The 17,035-nt window shown below is 72.4% G+C and carries 12 protein-coding genes; 4 read left to right on the forward strand and 8 right to left on the reverse strand.

The window, feature by feature from the left end:
• Window positions 1-224: 224 nt before the first annotated feature.
• Window positions 225-2,486: an ATP-binding cassette domain-containing protein gene (locus ACIO3O_RS34070; RefSeq protein WP_401752892.1), complete on the reverse strand. Its 2,262-nt coding sequence runs from the start codon at window positions 2,484-2,486 to the stop codon at window positions 225-227.
• Between the two features lie 261 nt (window positions 2,487-2,747).
• On the opposite strand from ACIO3O_RS34070, the gene ACIO3O_RS34075 reads away from it, so the two are divergent.
• Complete coding sequence (locus ACIO3O_RS34075; RefSeq protein WP_401752683.1) at window positions 2,748-3,335, forward strand: cysteine hydrolase family protein; 588 nt, start codon at window positions 2,748-2,750, stop codon at window positions 3,333-3,335.
• Window positions 3,336-3,345: 10 nt separating this feature from the next.
• Here ACIO3O_RS34075 and ACIO3O_RS34080 read toward each other — a convergent pair whose 3' ends face one another.
• The 5 genes from ACIO3O_RS34080 to ACIO3O_RS34100 form a co-directional block, all read right to left on the reverse strand.
• Window positions 3,346-4,614 carry an ABC transporter substrate-binding protein gene (locus ACIO3O_RS34080; protein WP_401752685.1) on the reverse strand — a complete coding sequence of 423 codons (1,269 nt, stop codon included), beginning with the start codon at window positions 4,612-4,614 and terminating at the stop codon, window positions 3,346-3,348.
• Window positions 4,611-5,681 (reverse strand): branched-chain amino acid ABC transporter permease, encoded by a 1,071-nt coding sequence (locus ACIO3O_RS34085; protein ID WP_401752893.1) that lies wholly within the window; start codon window positions 5,679-5,681, stop codon window positions 4,611-4,613. Before ACIO3O_RS34085 ends, ACIO3O_RS34080 begins: the two co-directional genes overlap by 4 nt.
• A 718-nt stretch (window positions 5,682-6,399) precedes the next feature.
• Window positions 6,400-7,290 carry a branched-chain amino acid ABC transporter permease gene (locus ACIO3O_RS34090; RefSeq protein WP_401752687.1) on the reverse strand — a complete coding sequence of 297 codons (891 nt, stop codon included), beginning with the start codon at window positions 7,288-7,290 and terminating at the stop codon, window positions 6,400-6,402.
• Complete coding sequence (locus tag ACIO3O_RS34095) at window positions 7,287-8,063, reverse strand: ABC transporter ATP-binding protein (protein WP_401752689.1); 777 nt, start codon at window positions 8,061-8,063, stop codon at window positions 7,287-7,289. The genes ACIO3O_RS34090 and ACIO3O_RS34095 overlap by 4 nt, the downstream gene beginning before the upstream one ends.
• Window positions 8,060-8,911 (reverse strand): ABC transporter ATP-binding protein, encoded by an 852-nt coding sequence (locus ACIO3O_RS34100; protein ID WP_401752691.1) that lies wholly within the window; start codon window positions 8,909-8,911, stop codon window positions 8,060-8,062. Before ACIO3O_RS34100 ends, ACIO3O_RS34095 begins: the two co-directional genes overlap by 4 nt.
• Before the next feature lie 184 nt (window positions 8,912-9,095).
• Between ACIO3O_RS34100 and ACIO3O_RS34105 the strand changes: the two genes are divergently transcribed.
• Both ACIO3O_RS34105 and ACIO3O_RS34110 read left to right on the forward strand, forming a co-directional pair.
• Complete coding sequence (locus ACIO3O_RS34105) at window positions 9,096-10,298, forward strand: PucR family transcriptional regulator (protein WP_401752692.1); 1,203 nt, start codon at window positions 9,096-9,098, stop codon at window positions 10,296-10,298.
• A 55-nt stretch (window positions 10,299-10,353) separates the two neighbouring features.
• A complete protein-coding gene (locus tag ACIO3O_RS34110) occupies window positions 10,354-11,061 on the forward strand; it encodes a nitroreductase family protein (RefSeq protein ID WP_401752693.1) in 708 nt (235 codons plus the stop codon).
• A 456-nt stretch (window positions 11,062-11,517) separates the two neighbouring features.
• Here ACIO3O_RS34110 and ACIO3O_RS34115 read toward each other — a convergent pair whose 3' ends face one another.
• Window positions 11,518-12,777 (reverse strand): glycerate kinase, encoded by a 1,260-nt coding sequence (locus ACIO3O_RS34115; RefSeq protein ID WP_401752894.1) that lies wholly within the window; start codon window positions 12,775-12,777, stop codon window positions 11,518-11,520.
• Window positions 12,778-12,879: 102 nt separating this feature from the next.
• On the opposite strand from ACIO3O_RS34115, the gene ACIO3O_RS34120 reads away from it, so the two are divergent.
• Window positions 12,880-14,604, forward strand: a complete 1,725-nt coding sequence (locus tag ACIO3O_RS34120; protein WP_401752695.1) for a BCCT family transporter — start codon at window positions 12,880-12,882, stop codon at window positions 14,602-14,604.
• A gap of 56 nt (window positions 14,605-14,660) precedes the next feature.
• Here ACIO3O_RS34120 and ACIO3O_RS34125 read toward each other — a convergent pair whose 3' ends face one another.
• Complete coding sequence (locus tag ACIO3O_RS34125; protein WP_401752696.1) at window positions 14,661-17,015, reverse strand: SUKH-4 family immunity protein; 2,355 nt, start codon at window positions 17,013-17,015, stop codon at window positions 14,661-14,663.
• Between the last annotated feature and the right edge of the window lie 20 nt (window positions 17,016-17,035).

The raw sequence follows: 17,035 nt of genomic DNA on the forward strand, positions 1-17,035 counted from the left end.
GCGGCACCCGGGCGGGCCGGGAGCGGGAGGGGCCGCCCCCTTGCCCGCCCGTCCCGCCCCCGGGGGGCGGCCCCGCCGCCCAAGGCGGCTAGGGAGAGGGACGGGGCGGCCCGCCGCCCAAGGGGGCTCAAGGGAAGAGGAGAAGGGCGGCCACGGACCAAAGAGGCTGCGGGGAATGGGCACACCCCCGCAGCCCCAGCCCCACCCCCCGCCCCCGCGAGGGTTCAGGACTCGACGTAGTCGCGGAGGTGGCGGGCCGTCAGGGTGGTGCCGGAGGAGACCAGGTCCGCCGGTGTCCCCTCGAAGACGATGCGCCCACCCTCGTGCCCGCCCCCGGGCCCCAGGTCCACGACCCAGTCCGCGTGGGCCATCACCGCCTGGTGGTGCTCGATGACGATGACCGTGTTCCCCGCGTCGACCAACCGGTCGAGGAGGGCGAGGAGTTGGTCCACGTCCGCCATGTGGAGCCCGGTCGTGGGCTCGTCCAGGACGTAGGTCGCCGCCTTCTCCGCCATGTGGATGGCCAGCTTCAGACGCTGCCGCTCGCCGCCCGAGAGCGTGTTGAGGGGCTGGCCGAGCCGCAGGTACCCCAGTCCGACGTCGGCCAGCCGACCGAGCAGGGCCCGGGCCTGCTTGCCGGCCGCTCCCCCGACCGCACTGTCGTCCGCGAAGAAGTCGTGGGCCTCGGCGACCGACATCCCGAGCACCTCGTGGATGTTCTTGCCGTTGAGCGTGTACGCCAGGACCTCCGCCGTGAAGCGCTTGCCGCCGCACACCTCGCACACCGACGAGACCTGGGCCATCACCCCGAGGTCCGTGTAGACCAGGCCTATCCCGCTACAAGTACCGCACGCGCCCTCGGAGTTGGCGCTGAAGAGGGCCGCCTTGACCCCGTTGGCCTTGGCGAAGGCGTTGCGGATCGGGGTCAGCAGCCCGGTGTACGTCGCCGGGTTGGACCTGCGCGACCCCCTGATCGGCGACTGGTCCGCGACCACGACGCCCTCCCGGCCCGGCAGGTTCCCGTGGATGAGGGAGCTCTTGCCGGAGCCCGCGACCCCGGTCACCACGGTCAGTACACCGGTCGGCAGGTCGACGCTGACGTCCTGGAGGTTGTGCTGGTTCGCCCCGACGATCGGCAGGGCACCCGTCGGCCTGCGCACCTGCGCCTTCAGCTCCGCCTTGTGCGAGAGGTGCCGCCCGGTCAGCGTCCCGGACGCCTCCAGCCCCGCCACGTCGCCGCTGAAGCACAGTTCGCCACCGGCCGTGCCGGCCCCCGGCCCCAGGTCCACCACGTGGTCGGCGATCCGGATGACCTCCGGCTTGTGCTCGACGACCAGCACCGTGTTGCCCTTGTCGCGCAGCCGCAGCAGCAGGTCGTTCATGCGGCGGATGTCGTGCGGGTGCAGTCCGGTCGTCGGTTCGTCGAAGATGTACGTGACGTCGGTCAGCGGCGATCCGAGGTGGCGCACCATCTTCACGCGCTGGGCCTCGCCACCGGACAGCGTCCCGGCCGGGCGGTCCAGGCTCAGGTAGCCGAGCCCGATCTCGACCAGCGAGTCCAGCAGCTCCCGCAGGTTCGTCAGGAGCGGGGCGACCTCCGGGGCGGCGATCCCGCCGACGAACTTCGCCAGGTCGCTGATCTGCATCGCGGAGCACTCCGCGATGTTCACCCCGTCGATCTTCGAGGCGAGGGCCGCCCGGGTCAGCCTGCTGCCGCCGCACTCGGGACAGTCGGCGAAGACCACGGCCCGGTCCACGAAGGCCCGGATGTGGGTCTGCATCGACTCCCGGTCCTTGACCAGGATGGTCCGCTGCACACGCGCCGCGAGTCCCTCGTACGTGAAGTTGTTCTTGCCCACCTTCACCTTCGTCGGCGGCATGTGCAGCAGGTCGGCCCACTCCTGCTCGGTGTAGTCCCGCACCTTCTTGTCGGCGTCGAAGAAGCCGGAGTTGACCGTGATCTGCCACGGCCAGGAGTCCACCGGGGAGCCGGGCACGATGATCGCGCCCTCGTTGAGGGACTTCTCCCGGTCGACCAGCTGGTCAACGTCGATGTCGGAGACCTGCCCCATGCCCTCGCACTTCGGGCACATGCCCTCGGGCACGTTGAAGCTGAACGCGCCCGCGCTCGGCAGGTTCGGTGTGCCGAGGCGGCTGAAGACGATGCGCAGCATGGCGTACGCGTCGGTGGCGGTGCCCACGGTGGAACGGGAGTTGGCGCCCATCCGCTCCTGGTCGACGACTATCGCGGCGCTGAGGTTGTGCAGGGCGTCCACGTCGGGGCGGCTCTGGCTCGGCATGAAGCCCTGGACGAAGGCGCTGTACGTCTCGTTGATCAGCCGTTGCGACTCGGCGGCGACCGTGCCGAAGACCAGCGAGGACTTGCCGGAGCCGGAGACTCCGGTGAAGACGGTGAGACGGCGCTTGGGCAGGTCCACGGAGACGTTCCGCAGGTTGTTCTCCCGGGCGCCGCGGACCTGGATCAGGCCGTGCCCGTCCGCCGGGTGCGACGCGGCGACCGGGCTCGCCCCAAGAGGGCCCGGCTCAAGGGAACTTGACCCGATCGGGCTCGGCTCGGCGGGGCCGGACCCCGTGAGGTGCGACTGCGGGTGCGAGGACGCCGTGCGGGCGTTTTCCGAAGGCATGGCACGACCCTACGTGCCACCACTGACAACTGGCGGTTTCCCATCGATCGCTGACTTTCCACCCCCTGTTGGCCGCCCGCACGGCACGGCAGGATCATCGTCATGGACATCACGCAGCGCACCGCCCTGGTCGTCGTCGACGTGCAGCAGGGCTTCGAGAACCCCTTCTGGGGCACCCGCAACAACCCGTCCGCCGACGACAACATCGCCGCGCTCATCGAGGCGTGGCAGTCCGCGGGCCGCCCGGTCGTCTTCGTACGCCACGACTCCACCGAACCGCAGTCGCCGCTGCTCCCCGGGACACCCGGCAACGACTTCAAGCCGTACGTCGAGGACCGCCGCGGCAAGGGTTCCGGCCCCGAACTGCTCGTCTCCAAGGTGGTCAACTCCGCCTTCTACGGCACGCCCGACCTGGACGAATGGCTCAAGGAGGCGGGCGTCGACCAGTTCGTGGTGGCGGGCATCCAGACCAACATGTGCGTGGAGACCACGGCCCGCATGGGCGGCAACCTCGGCTACGGCGTCGTGCTCCCGCTGGACGCCACCTACACCTTCGGCCTCCAGGGCCCCTTCGGCTGGGAGCAGAGCGCCGACGAGCTGTCCCGTTCCACCGCCGTCTCGCTGCACGGCGGCCGCTTCGCGCGGGTCACCTCCACCGAGGAGGTGCTGCGCGCCGCGGCCGACGCCTGAACATCCCGTACTACTCCCCGAACGTGAAGCCCTCCGCCGTCTTCGACGTCGTCGCGGCCTGGACGACCTTCAGGCCGCCCGGCGTGTTCGCGTCGGGCTGCATGATGACCGACTGGCGGGTGGAGGGGAGCTTCGGGTCGGTGAAGTCGTGGGTCATGCCGAAGCCGTTGTCGAAGGCGTTCATCGAGCGGACGGCCTTGGCCATGCCCTCGCGGGTGAGGTTCTTGTCCTTGCAGGCCCGGTTGAGGACTTCCTCGAAGATCTTGCCCGCCGAGTAGCCCGCGGCGACGCCGTTGTCGAGGGCGTCCTTCGGGTACTCCGCCTTGTACGCCTTCGAGAGGCCGGCGGGGCCAGGTTCCGGGGAGCCGATGGGCAGGGTCGAGGAGGCCACCCAGTAGTTCTTCTGGAGGGCGGGCCCCGCCGGGGTGGCCAGGAGCTGCGGGGAGAACGCGGAGTTGTTGCCGATGATCGGGACGGCGAAGCGGCCGGCCGCGGCGACGCCGACCAGGGAGGCCGCCTGGCGCGGGCCCGCACTGATCATGATCGCCTTCACACCCGCCTGCTTCAGGGCGGTGACCTGGGCCGTCATGTCGTTGTCGGTCGGCTTGATCTTCTGCTCGACGATCGTCAACCCGGCTTTCTCCGCAGCGTACGTGGAGCCCCGGAGGGCGTTCTCGCCGTAGTCGCCCTCGAAGTAGACATGGCCGACCTTGTCGCCCTTGGCGATCTTCTTCTGGGTGAGCAGGAAGTCCAGCGCGTTGATGGTCTCGATGTCGTACGTGGCCCCCACGACCCGGACGTACGGGCTGCCCAGCAGCGAGGCGGACCAGGCCTGCGGGAGGATCAGCCCCTTGTCCTGCGTCTCGACGCGCTGCTTGACCGCCGCGACGAAGGGCGAGCCGATGAACTGGACGTACCCGGCGACCTTCGGCTCCAGTTCGGTGTACGCGGAAACTGCCTTCTGCGGGTCGTAGCCGTGGTCGCGGACGGTGAGTTCGATCTTCCGGCCGCAGATGCCGCCCTTGGCGTTGAGCTCCTTGGCCCACAGTTGCTGGGCCTGGGTGAGGCTCTTGCCGAGGGAGGCGTACACACCGGTCAGGTCGGTGAGGACGCCGAGCGGGATCACCGTGTCGGTGATGCCGTCGCCGGTCTTCACGCCCTTCGCGTCCTCCTTGCCCTGGCTGCCGGTGCCCGCCTTGCTGCTGCATCCGGTGGCGGCGAGGGTCAGGGCGAGGAGGGTGGCCGCCGCAGCGGTGGTGGTGAACCAACGTTTCGTCATGTGCTTCCCCTTCGGACACTGCTTCGGAGACGGAGGCGGGAGAGACCGCCGGGCAGGAACAGGACCACGACGACGACCGCCGCGCCGTACAGATAGCGGGACGCCTCCCCCGGTGCGATGCCGCCGCCGGTGCCGGGGGCGGAGACCAGGGGCAGCGATTCGCTGTAGCGGGTGAGGAGTTGGGGCAGGAGCGAGACGAAGACGGCGCCGATCACCGCGCCGCGCACGGAGCCGAGACCGCCGATGACAATCATGGCGAGGAACTCCAGGGAGAGGGTCATCCCGAAGTACTCGGGCACGGTCCGCTGGAAGACGAGCGCGAGCAGCACGCCCGCGAGACCTGCGTACATGGACGACAGCACGAACACCGACGCCCGGTAGCGGGCCACCGGCACGCCCATCACGCCGGCCGCGATGCGGTGGTCGCGGATGGCGTTCATGGCCCGTCCGGGGCGGTCCCGCAGGACGCCGCGGGCGAAGAGCGCGCACAGCAGCAGGGCGAGCAGGGCCGCGTACCAGAGTTTCTCGGCGGACTCGAAGGGGACGCCCGCGATGATGGTCTGCGTGTCGTCGAAGGTGACGCCGAAGAGCGAAAGGGGCGGCACGGTACGGCCGTTGAATCCCCCCGTGAGATCCCGGGCGTTGAACAGGACGTGCTGCCCGATGAAGATCAGCGCGAGGGTGGCGATGCCGAGGTACGCACCGCGCAGCCGCCCGGCGATCGGGCTGAAGAGCCCGCCCGCGAGCCCCGCGACACCCACCGCGAGGACGGCGGCGAACCACCCCGGCAGCCCGAGACCGGTCAGCCGGTGCCCGTTCTCGACGCTCGGCCCGGCGGCGAGCACGCAGTAGCTGTACGCGCCGACGGCGAGGAAGAAGGCGTGCCCCATGGAGAGTTGGCCGGTCGCGCCGGTGAGGAGGTTGAGCCCGATGGCGGCGATGGCGGCGGCCATGGCGAACAGCCCGGCCTGGAGCCAGAACCGGTCGAGGTAGAAGGGCAGGGCGAGGAGGAGGACCGCGAGTCCGGCCCAGAGGTACGCCCGGGGACGCCTGAGGGCACCTACGATCCCGGTCCTCCCCGAGCCCGCACCCGACCCGGCGCCCGCCCCCGGGCCCGTGCCCGCCCCCGCCCCACTGCCCGCCCTCGGGCCCGTGCCGGTGCTGGTGCTGGTGCCGGTGCCGGTGCCTGCACCGGTGCCCGCCCCGTCACCGGACCCACCGCCCGAACCCTCACTGGCGCCGGGCCCGCCACCCGAACGGTCACCGGTCCCGGCCCCGCCGCCGGAGCCCGCTGCGGGGCCGCCCGCGCCGCCCGCCACCTCGACGGTGCCCGCGCGGCTGCGGCCCGGGGCGGCCGGGTCTGCCGGAGCACCGGCCCTGTCCGGGGCGTCCGCCCTGGGCCCGGCCCCGTCGCTGCGGGCGGGGGGCCGCTCCCGGGAGGAGGGGTTCGTACGATCGCCCCCTCCGGAAGCGGAAGGAACCCCGCTCCGGAGCGGCCCGGCAGCCTCATCCCCGGTACGGGCAGCCGACCCTCCGGTACGGGGAACGGCCGCACCCGAACCCCGCCCCGCCTGGTCGTGGGCTCCCGGCGCCGGAGGTCCGGCGGGCGCGTCGCCCGGTGCCGCAGCGCCCGGGACCGTACCGGAGAAGGCGTCCGAGCCGGACGAGGCGGACGGAGCGGAAGGGACGGACGGGGCTCCCGGGTCGCGCGGGGTGGACGAGGCGCCGGGGCCCGGCAGGACCGGCGGCGTGGGTGATTCCGTGTTCGGGGTGGGGCGGTCGCGGTCAGACACGGGCGGGCTCCTTCGTGCCGAAGAGACCCGCCGGGCGGATCAGCAGGACCGCGACCATCACCAGGTAGGGCGCGAGATCGCCGATGCCCCGGCCCAGGAAGGACAGGTCGCCCTGGTAGCCGGTGGCCAGGGATTCGACGACGCCCACGATCAGGCCGCCCGCGAGCGCGCCCGTCGTGGAGTCGAGGCCGCCCAGGATGGCGGCGGGGAAGGCCTTCATGGCGGCGAGGGAGGTGGCGCGTTCGAGGCCGGGGGTCGGGAAGACGGTGAGGAAGAGTGCGGCGACGGCGGCCAGCCCGCCCGCCACCGCCCAGGCGGAGAGCGAGACCCGGCCCAGCCGGACGCCCATCAGGGCCGCCGTCTGCGGGTTCTCGGCGGCGGCGCGCATCGCCACGCCCCAGGAGGTGTGGCGGAAGGCGAGCAGGAAGGCGGTGATGAGGAGCGCCGCCGCGAGGAGGGCGGCGATGCGGGTGTGGGCGAGGGAGATCGAGCCGAAGGTGGCGACCCGGTCGCCCCACGGGTCGCCCGGGGACAGGACGCGGGTGCCGATGCGGCGGGTGAGTTCTGTGACCAGGAGGATGTCGACGCCGATGGTGACGATGGCGAGGACGCTGTGGTCGCTGCCCCGGTAGCGGCGCATCACGAAGAACTCGACGGCCGCGCCGACGACCGCCGCGCCCGCGACGCCGACGGCGAGCGCGAGCCAGAAGCCGAGGTCGTCGTGGAGGACGGCGGTGAGGTAGCCGCCCGCCAACAGCAGGGACGCGTGGGCGAAGTTGACCACTTCGGTGGCCTTGAAGATGACGACGAAGCCGAGGGCGATGAGCGCGTAGACGGCGCCCATCGACAGCCCGCCGAGGAGGAGTTCGACGAAGGTCGTCATGGTGTGGGAGCCCCCAAGTAGGCCTGGACGACGGCGGGATCGCTCTGCACCTCGGCGGGGGTGCCGCCCGCGATGCGTTTGCCGAAGTCGAGTACGGTCACGGCGTCGGCGAGCCGCATCACCACCCCCATGTCGTGCTCGACCAGCACGATCGAGATGCCGAGGCCGTCCCGTACGCCCGCGATCACGGCGGCGGTGGCGCGCCGTTCGTCGGCGGTCATGCCCGCGACGGGTTCGTCCAGGAGGAGCACACGGGGCTCCATGCACAGGGCGCGGGCCAGTTCGACGAGCTTCTGTTTTCCGTACGGGAGGACTCCCGCGGGTTTCTCCAGGTCGTCCGCGAGGCCGACGAACTCGGCTATCTCGTCGACGCGTCGGAGGTGGTGGCGGGCCTCGCGGGCGGCGGACGGCAGGCGCAGTCCGGCGGCGAGGAACCCGGTGCGGGTGAGCCGGTGGCGGCCCAGGAGGAGGCTGTCGGCGACGGTGGCGCGGGGCGGCAGCGCGAGGTTCTGGAAGGTGCGGGCGACGCCGAGGGCGGCGATGCGGTGCGGGGCGAGGCCGGTGAGTTCGGCGTCGCCGAGGCGGACGCTGCCGGAGGTGGCGCGGTAGACGCCGGACAGGACGTTGAAGCAGGTTGATTTTCCTGCCCCGTTGGGGCCGATGACGGCGTGCACGCTGCCGGGTTCGACGGTGAAGGAGACGGAGTCGAGGGCGGTGAGGCCCGCGAACTTGACCGTCACGTCTGCCACGTGGAGGGTGTCGCCCGCGCTCATGCCGTCCACCTGCTCAGCGTCGAGGCCGTCGCCTGTGCCCGGCCCGCGTCCTCGGCCGCCGTCTCGTCGACCACGCCCAGGTAGCGGCGGCGCACCTCGTCGGAGGCCGCCAGTTCGGCCGCCGGGCCGTGCAGGGCGACCTCGCCGACGTCGAGGACGTACGCGGTGGTGGCGAGCCGCAGGGCGAGGGCGGCGTTCTGCTCCACGAGGAGGACCGAGGTGCCTTCGGTGTTGATCACCTGGACGGTCTCGGCGATGCGGGCGGCCATCAGCGGGGCGAGACCGAGGGAGGGTTCGTCCAGGAGCAGGAGCCGCGGCCCGGACATCAACGCCCTTCCCAGGGCGAGCATTTGCTGCTCGCCGCCGGAGAGCAGGCCCGCGCGCTGGTGGGCGCGGTCGGCGAGGACGGGGAAGAGTGCGTGGACGCGGGCCTGCGCGCGTCTCGCGGCGGCCCGCCCGCCGCTCGCCCCGAGGGCTCCGGCACGGAGGTTGTCGGCCACGGTCATCCGGGCGAAAACCTGTCGCCCTTCCGGGACTTGGACGAGACCGGCGGCCACCACACGGGCGGCGCCGGTGCCGCGCAGATCATGGCCGTCGTACGCGACCGACCCCCCGGCGACCGCTCCCCCGTGGTGGCGCAGGGTGCGCGAAATCGCCCGCAGGAGGGTCGACTTGCCCGCCCCGTTGCCGCCGAGGACGGCGACCACGGACCCGGCCGGGACGTCCAGCGTCACCCCGCGCAGGGCACGCACCGGGCCGTACCCGACGGACAGCCCGCGCACCTCCAGGGCGCCGGGCGGAGAACCTGAGGAGGAACGGGGAGACCCCACGGGAACGGCTCCTTCCATGGCGGCGGTCCGCCGGCGGACCGTCGCTGGGGCCGCCGTGGGGGCACACACCAACACCCGACACGTGTAACCGTCCAGCGGGTACGTCCGAATCGCTGCCGATGACCAGTACGGGACCGGGGGCGTTGTGCACGGGCACAGCGGGTCTGTCCACCTCGCCCCGGCGGTGGCATCCTCACCGGGCATGGATGGCCGCAGAGCACGCACGGACCACGAGCGGACGGTGCTGGCAGCCGCGTCCGAGGTGCTGATCGAACGCGTCGGGCACCTGACCGACCTGCTGATCGGCGAACTCCGCACGCACTCCCCGCAGTACGACGTCGCGGTACCGGCGGACGAACACTGGCAGCAGATCAACGAGGCGCTGCGGTACGGGATCGAGGCCATCACGGCATCCCGGTCGGCGCCCCGCCGGGACCTGGAGTTCGCGCACCAGCTGGGCCGGCGGCGGGCGGAGCAGGGCCTCGCGCTGGACCTGCTGCTGCACGCCTACCGCAAGGCCGGGTACCTGGTGTGGGACGAGCTCCTCGACATCGTCTCGGCGAAGGACCCCGAGGCGCTGCCGGTGCTCGTGCACACCGCGGCCCTGGTGTGGGCGGCCGTCGACCGGCAGGCCGCCACGGTCGCCGACGCGTACCGCAGTACCGAGGAGGACATGCGGCGGCGCAGCGACGAGCACGTGCAGGCGCTGCTGGACGCCCTGCTGGAGGGGCGGACCTCGGCGGGGGTGGTGGCCAACGCGGCGGCCGGACTCGACCTGCCGGAGCAGGGCCGGTACGCGGTGGCGGTGCTGCGGGCGGACCGGCGGGAGCGGTTCCACCGGGTGACGGCGACGGGCGGGCTGCGGTTCTTCTGGCGGATGCGGACCGACTGCGAGATCGCGGTGGTGGCACTGGGGCCCGGGGCGGGGCTCGGGGAGCTGGCGGCGGAGCTGGAGCGGCGGTGCGCGGGTCCCGGCGGGCTGAGCCCGGTGGTGGACGGGCTCGCCGAACTGGGCCTGGCCCGGCGGCTGGCGGAGACGGCGCTGCTCACCTGCGGGGCGACGCAGCCGCCGGGCGGCTCCGGAATCGTACGGCTGGACGAGCGGCTGCCCACCGCGCTGGTGGTGGGGCAGCCGGAGCTGGCGGCGCGGCTGGTGACGGAGGTGTTCGGGCCGCTGCTGGCGCTGGACCCGGGCGACCGGGCGGTGCTCCTGGAGACGCTGGACGCGTGGCTGGGGGCGGAGGGGTCGGCGGGGCGGGCGGCGACGCGGCTGTACTGCCACCGGAACACGGTGTTCAACCGGCTGAAGCGGCTGGAGCAGTTGACCTCGCGGTCGCTGTCGCGGCCGAGGGACCTGACGGAGATGACGTTGGCGCTGGATGCGTTCCGGCTGTCGGCGGGGTGAGGCGGGGTGGGGGTGGCGGCCGGGTGTGTGGCGGGCGGCCGTACACTCCGCGATCATGACCAACGATGCGCACGTGCCTGCGCTCTTCGACACGATGTCCACCATGCGCGCGATGCGCCGCCTCAAGTCCGAGCCTGTGGCGGACGAGTTGCTGGAGCAGCTCGTGCAGGCGGCGGTGTGGGGGCCGAGCGGCGGGAACATGCAGGCGTTCCAGTACGTGGTGGTGACGGATCGTCATGTGATGGCGGAGCTGGCGCCGTTGTGGGAGCGGTGCGTCGACGCCTATCTCGCGACGACGGGGAAGTTCGCACCGGAGGGGATGGACGAGGAGGCGTACGGGCGGATGGTGGCGGCGATCCGCTACCAGCGGGACCACTTCGCGGACACGCCTGCGGTGATCATTCCCTGTTACCAGTTCCCGGAGCCCAGGGTGGACGAGGAGGGGCTGGCCGCATCGGCGGCGGCGCTGGGGCCCGAGGGGCTCGCGCACATGGCGAGCACGCAGGAGCGGTTCCTGACGCTGGCGGAGGGGTCGTGCGTGTACCCCGGGGTGCAGAACCTGCTGCTGGCGGCGCGGGGGCTGGGGCTCGCGGCGAACGTGACGATCTGGCATTTGATGCTGGAGCGGGAGTGGAAGGGGGCTTTGGGTATCCCCGAGGCGATGAATACGTTCGCGGTGATTCCGGTGGGGTGGCCGAAGGGGAAGTTCGGGCCGGTGCGCAGGAAGCCTGTGGCGGAGGTGCTCCACCGCGACCGGTGGTAGGTCGGCCGGGGGCTTGGTCCGCTCGGTGGGCGGGGTGGGGCGGGCGGGGTGTCACTGGGCCGCTGCGGCGGGCGCTCCGTGTGCCGTGCCCGGCACCCCCTTGCCTGCGGCGCTCGCCCCAGCCCCGCCCCTTCACCTAAACCCGCGGGGCTGAGTGGTGGCCGTGCGGGGGTGGGGGTGGTCTCGGTTCCGTGCGGGTGCGTCGTGGTCTCTGGTCCGTGCGGGTGCGTCGTGGCTGGTCGCGCAGTTCCCCGCGCCCCTGGATGGATGCCCTCCGGGCACCATCCCCCTCCCGGGGCACCGCCCCGCCCCCTTGGGCGACGGGGCCGCCCCAAGGGGGCGGGACGGGCGGGCAAGGGGGCGGCCCGCCCGACACCGGCCCCGCCCGGTTCCGGCCCTGGTCCGGCCCCGACACCGGGGACGGCCCCCTGTCACGCCCAGCCGCGCCGCGCCCCCCTACGCCAGGAAGTCCCGGCCGATGGACTCCGCCACCCGCTCCAGCAGCTCCCCCGCCTGCGCCATGCTCTTCGCCGCATCCGGCTCCAGCGCGCTCAGCGCGTACGCCCGGCGGATGCCCGCTTCCGTCAGCGCCGACTCCGGCAGGGCCAGACGGCCGCAGACCGCCACGACCTCCACCCCCGCCGCCCGTGCCGCGGCAGCGACCCCGGCCGGGGCCTTGCCGTGCAGGGTCTGCTCGTCCAGGGAGCCTTCGCCGGTGATGACCAGGGTGGCCCGGTCGAGCGCCGGGGCGAAGCCCAGGACGTCGAGCATGACCTCGATGCCGGGGCGGAAGCGGGCACCGAGCGCCGTCAGGGCCCCGTAGCCGATGCCGCCCGCGGCCCCCGCACCCGGCGAGTCCGCCACGTCCGGGCCGCCCGCCGCCGGGCCCAGCACCGACGCGAAGTGCGCCAGCGCCGCGTCCAGGGTGGCCACGTCCTCCGGCGACGCGCCCTTCTGCGGGCCGTAGACCGCCGGGGCGCCCTTGGGGCCCGTCAGAGGGTTGTCCACGTCGCTGGCCAGGATCAGGTCCACGCCCCCGGCCGAGCCGAAGCGCGGGTCGAGCCCGGAGAGGTCCGCCGTCGCCACGTCCGCCAGCGGCCCGCCGCCCGGGGCGACCGGGTTGCCGGCCGCGTCCAGGAAACGTGCGCCCAGCGCGGCCAGCATCCCGGCCCCGCCGTCCGTCGTCGCGCTGCCGCCCACGCCGAACACGATCGTCTTCGCGCCCGCGTCCAGCGCCGCCCGCAGCAGCTCGCCCGAGCCGTAGGTGGTGGCGGTGAGGGCGGCGAAGACACCGGCCGGGAGATGCTGGAGGCCCGAGGCCTCCGCCATCTCCACCACCGCCGTACCGTCCGCCTCCCGGTACGCGTACGCCGCGGTCAGCCCCTCGCCGCGCGGGCCCGTGACCCGTACCTCACGACGTTCGAAGCCCGCGGCGACCGCCGCCGCCACCGTGCCGTCGCCGCCGTCGGCGACCGGCAGGGACTCGACCTCGACCCCGGGGACCGCCCTGCGCAGTCCGGCCGTGACCCGCTCCGCGACCTGTACGGCCGTCAGCGAGCCCTTGAACTTGTCGGCGGCGATCAGCACCCGTGCCTTCGCACCGGTCTCCTCGCTCGCCGCACTCTTTGCTGCTCCGTCCGCCACCTTGCATCCCTTGCTTTCGAACAGGCAGTCGCGCCGCCCCGACCATAACCGCCCTGTCCACCCCCTGCCCATGGCCAATTTCGCCTGCTGGAACCCACCGCACCCCCACCGCACCCCTTCTGACGGCGCGCCAACCCTCAATATCACGACATTGCGCACCATAAGGTGTGCGGCATGAGTACGGAATCCCTCGATCCACCGCAGCCGCCCCCCGAGTCGCCGGACGGAAGCGGGCCGTCCGCCGGGGGCGCGGGCGCCCACCCCGTCACCGACGGCAGGCCCGACCACACGGTGATCGTCATCGGCGTACTCGCCGTGGCCGCCGTCGTCGCCTGGGCCTTCCTCGGCAAGAGCTCCTTCGAGAGCGCCTCCTCGTCCGCCCTCGCCTGGGTCCTGGACAACTTCGCCTGGCTCTTCGTCATCGCCGCCGACGTGTTCCTGCTGATGTGCCTGTGCATCGCGTTCAGCCGGTTCGGCCGGATCAGGCTCGGCAGGGACGACTCCGAGCCCGAGTTCACGAACCTGGCCTGGATCGCGATGATGTTCAGCGCCGGCATGGGCATCGGCCTGATGTTCTACGGTGTCGGAGAACCGCTTCAGCACTACCTCACCCCGCCTCCCGGCAGCGGCGCCAAGCCCGGCACCGGTGACGCGGCCCGCGCGGCCCTGGAGTACTCCTTCTTCCACTGGACGCTGGGTCCGTGGGCGATCTACGGCGTCGCCGGTCTCGCCCTCGCGTACGCCACCTTCCGCAAGGGCCGCGGCAACCGGATGAGTTCGGCCTTCGTGCCGCTGCTCGGCGAGAAGCGCACCAACGGCTGGCAGGGCAAGGTCATCGACCTGCTCGCCGTGTTCGCGACCGTCTTCGGCACCGCCACCAGCCTGGGCCTCGGCGCCCTCCAGGTCTCCAAGGGCCTCAACATCGTCACCGGCATCGAGGACACCAAGACCGTCGAGCTGATCATCATCGGCTCGCTGTCGGCGGCGTTCGTGCTGTCCGCCTTCTCCGGCCTGCACAAGGGCGTGAAGTGGCTCAGCACGATCAACATCGTGCTGGCCGCCCTGCTGATGCTGTTCGTGTTCGTCCTCGGGCCGACGGTGTTCATCCTGGACGCGATCCCCGCCTCGATCGGCGGCTATCTGAACAACCTGCTGCCGATGGCGACCCGCACCGGCGCGTTCGGCGACAGCGAGTGGCTGGGCACCTGGACGATCTTCTACTGGGCGTGGTGGCTGTCCTGGGCCCCGTTCGTCGGCACGTTCATCGCCCGGATCTCCAAGGGCCGCAGCATCCGCGAGTTCCTGATCGGCGTGCTGCTGGTGCCCAGCGGTGCGACGGTGGTGTGGTTCTGCGTGATGGGCGGCTCCGCGATGCGCCTGGATGACACGGGCGTGGCGGACATGGCGGGCTCGATCAAGGACGGTGCGGAGGCCTCGCTGTTCGCGCTGCTGGACGCGCTGCCGCTCGGCACGGTCACCTCGGTGATCGCGATGCTGCTGGTCATGACGTACTTCATCACCAGCGCCGACTCGGCGTCCCTGGTGATGGGTTCGCTGACCAGTCGGGGTTCGCTGCATCCGCCGACCTGGCTGGTGGTGCTGTGGGGCGTGCTGATGGCGGCGGTCGCGGCCGGTCTGCTGGTCGCGGGCGGCCTCAACTCCCTCCAGACGGCGACGATCCTGGTCGCGCTGCCGTTCGTCCTCGTCATGCTCGGGCTGTGCTGGTCGCTGGTGAAGGAGTTGCGCGAGGACCCGGGCGCGGGCCCGGCCCGCCACCACGCGCTGCACGGACTGCGCGACGCGGTGCGCGCGATGGTCGGCGACGCGATCACCGAGCAGGGCCCCGACCGGCGGCACCCGCGCCTGCGCCGGGCGGCCAAGTCCCGTATCGACGACTGAGGTTCGGTACGCACGAGAAGGGGCGCGGCAGCAACTGCCGCGCCCCTTCGGCATGTTCAGCTCTCCAGGTGCACCATCTGGTCGTCCCCCAGGTAGTAGAACCACAGCGTCTCGGCGTTCATGTGCGGATACGCCTCCGGGTCGACCGTGCCGAGCACGTCGAGGAACGTCTCGACCAGCACGGAGTGTTCGCCGCCGAGGCGGCCCTGGGCGGACAGGCTGCGGACGCGGGAGATCATCCAGACGGTGAAGTTGTACGAGGAGATGTCGGCGTTCCCCGGGCACTCTTCGCCGTCCTCCATGAACCGGGCGTACACGCGGCCCGTGGGCCCGTCGAGCAGCAGGGCTCCGTCCTCGTTGATCACGCCCAGCCGGATCACCTCCTCGGCCCTTTCGGGGCGTGGGTAGCACTCCTCGTCGTAGGGGAAGTCCGTGAGGAAGACGGCGCTCGGGTCCTCCTCCCGGGCGTAGAGCTCGGCGACCGTCGGCAGCGCCGGACTGTCCATGTCGACCATGACGGTGTCGACGTCCGCGAGCCCCTCCGTCAGAAGGAACCTGCGGGTGGCAGGATGCGTGAGCGTGGCCGGAAGGCCGGATTCCGACAGGACGAACAAGGCCCCGAAGCCCTCGTCCAGGTCCGCCTCGATCAGTTCGACCCGCAGGTCGAACAGGAGCCCGTCCGGGCCGGGTCCCGCGATCCACGCGAGCGGCCGCAGCAGCATCTGGAACCGCCAGAACCCCGAGATCCCGACGTCGTCCTGGAGCATCCGGGGATCGCACTCCCGGACCACCCCGACCATCTCCTCCTGGAGCGCCTCGACCACCTGCGCACCGCAGGCGACCCGGTCCCGGGCGTACGGGCCGGTGTCGGGCCGCATCCTGGCCACGGCCTCCAGCAGGTAGGACAGCGTGGACACGTCGGAGGCGAGCAGCTGCAGGTCCTGGGCCCGCCATTCCTTGCGGTGGTAGAAGTCGGTGGTGAGGACCCGCCCGGTGTCGCCCTCCAGCAGCACCGGCTGATCGCTGCGGCCGTACGTGAACGAGCCCAGCCGGTAGTACGCCCCCTGCTCGGCCTTCTCCAGCCCCAGGTCGAACCGCAGCATCGGCGCCTCGCGCGGCAGCCCCACCTCGGTGAGGAAGGCGCGGGTGGGCGCGTGCCGCAGTCCGGGCGGCAGGGCGGAGGCGGTGACCAGGCCTTCGGCGCCGTACACGGATTCCGCGCGCGGCCGGTCGTACGGAATGCGCAGCGCCCCGTCCTCGTCCGTGCTCCGTGCGGAGATCGCCTCCATGACGACGTCGTCGACGAGGCCGGGCCAGATGTTCTCGCCGATCGGCGGCTCGGCGGGGGCGTGCGCGCCGAACGGGTCGACGGAGGCGAGGAGTTCGGTGAAGGTCGCGGCGGCCATGGGGTGGTCGGCGCCGGTGAGGTGGTGGACGGAGTCGAGCGCGCGGATCTGCGGCAGCGCCCACTGGGTGAAGGCGAGCGCGGAGACGTCTCCGTTGAGCGGGATCAGGACGTCGTCCGCGTGCCAGCCGTACAGGCGCCCGGTGTCGCCCTCCAGGAGGAGTTCGGTGTCCTCCGTGATGCCGCCGAGGCTGACCATGCGGTCCGCGCGGGGCGGGGTGCCGTATCCCTCACCGCTGTCCGTCCACGGTTCGGCGGGCTCGTTCAGCCACACCGCCTCGGCCTCTGCGGGGAGCCCGTGGGTCTCCAGGAAGCGGCGGGTGGGGCCGTGCCGGAGGAGCGCGGGCAGCTCGCCGTCGCCGTACCGCCGGATCGCGTAGGCGGGGAACGTGTCCTCCATGAACCCCCCGGCCAGATCGAAGGCGAGCCCGCTCTCCTCCCTCTCCCCCTCCCCTTCGTCCGGCCCGGCGATCCAGGCGAGGGGCCGGATCACCATCTGCGCCCGCCAGAACGGCGAGATGTCCCCCGCGACGTCCAGGAGCACCGGGTCGGTCTCGCCGACGAGTTCGAGCATCGCGCGCTGCATCCCGGTGACCGTCGCCTCCCCGCAGTCGACGGCGCGCCGGTCGTAGCGGCCGCTGCCGGGGTCCAGCAGGGCGACGAGTTCGGCGAGGTGGACGAGGGAGGAGAGGTCGGAGGCGAGGAGGGAGCGGTGTCCCTGGGTCTCGGCGTACACCCGGCCGCTGGGTCCCTCCAGCACGATGCGGTGCGTGGCCGGCAGGAAGGTGAACACCCCGATCTCGCGGCAGCCTCCGCGCGGCGGGAGGGGGCCGTCGAGGTCGAACCGCATCAGTGGGGCCTCGCGCGGCAGCCCGACCCGCAGCAGGAAGTCACGGGCCTCCGGCATCTGGGGCCAGCCCTCCGGCAGGGTCTCCTCCGTCGCGTGTGTGACGCCGCCCTGCGCGAGAATCCCGCCCAGCGGCTCCTGTCCGAAATCCACCAGCATGTACGTCCCCCTCCTCGCCC

Origin of the sequence: Streptomyces sp. NPDC087440, assembly GCF_044744005.1 — a bacterium.
Taxonomy (GTDB): domain Bacteria; phylum Actinomycetota; class Actinomycetes; order Streptomycetales; family Streptomycetaceae; genus Streptomyces.

Excerpts from the sequence above, each read along its gene's own strand:
- ACIO3O_RS34075 (WP_401752683.1), top strand. The coding sequence starts at position 2,748 with ATGGACATCACGCAGCGCACCGCCCTGGTCGTCGTCGACGTGCAGCAG.
- ACIO3O_RS34080 (WP_401752685.1), bottom strand. The coding sequence starts at position 4,614 with ATGACGAAACGTTGGTTCACCACCACCGCTGCGGCGGCCACCCTCCTC.
- ACIO3O_RS34090 (WP_401752687.1), bottom strand. The coding sequence starts at position 7,290 with ATGACGACCTTCGTCGAACTCCTCCTCGGCGGGCTGTCGATGGGCGCC.
- ACIO3O_RS34095 (WP_401752689.1), bottom strand. The coding sequence starts at position 8,063 with ATGAGCGCGGGCGACACCCTCCACGTGGCAGACGTGACGGTCAAGTTC.
- ACIO3O_RS34100 (WP_401752691.1), bottom strand. The coding sequence starts at position 8,911 with ATGGAAGGAGCCGTTCCCGTGGGGTCTCCCCGTTCCTCCTCAGGTTCT.
- ACIO3O_RS34105 (WP_401752692.1), top strand. The coding sequence starts at position 9,096 with ATGGATGGCCGCAGAGCACGCACGGACCACGAGCGGACGGTGCTGGCA.
- ACIO3O_RS34110 (WP_401752693.1), top strand. The coding sequence starts at position 10,354 with ATGACCAACGATGCGCACGTGCCTGCGCTCTTCGACACGATGTCCACC.
- ACIO3O_RS34115 (WP_401752894.1), bottom strand. The coding sequence starts at position 12,777 with ATGGGCAGGGGGTGGACAGGGCGGTTATGGTCGGGGCGGCGCGACTGC.
- ACIO3O_RS34120 (WP_401752695.1), top strand. The coding sequence starts at position 12,880 with ATGAGTACGGAATCCCTCGATCCACCGCAGCCGCCCCCCGAGTCGCCG.
- ACIO3O_RS34125 (WP_401752696.1), bottom strand. The coding sequence starts at position 17,015 with ATGCTGGTGGATTTCGGACAGGAGCCGCTGGGCGGGATTCTCGCGCAG.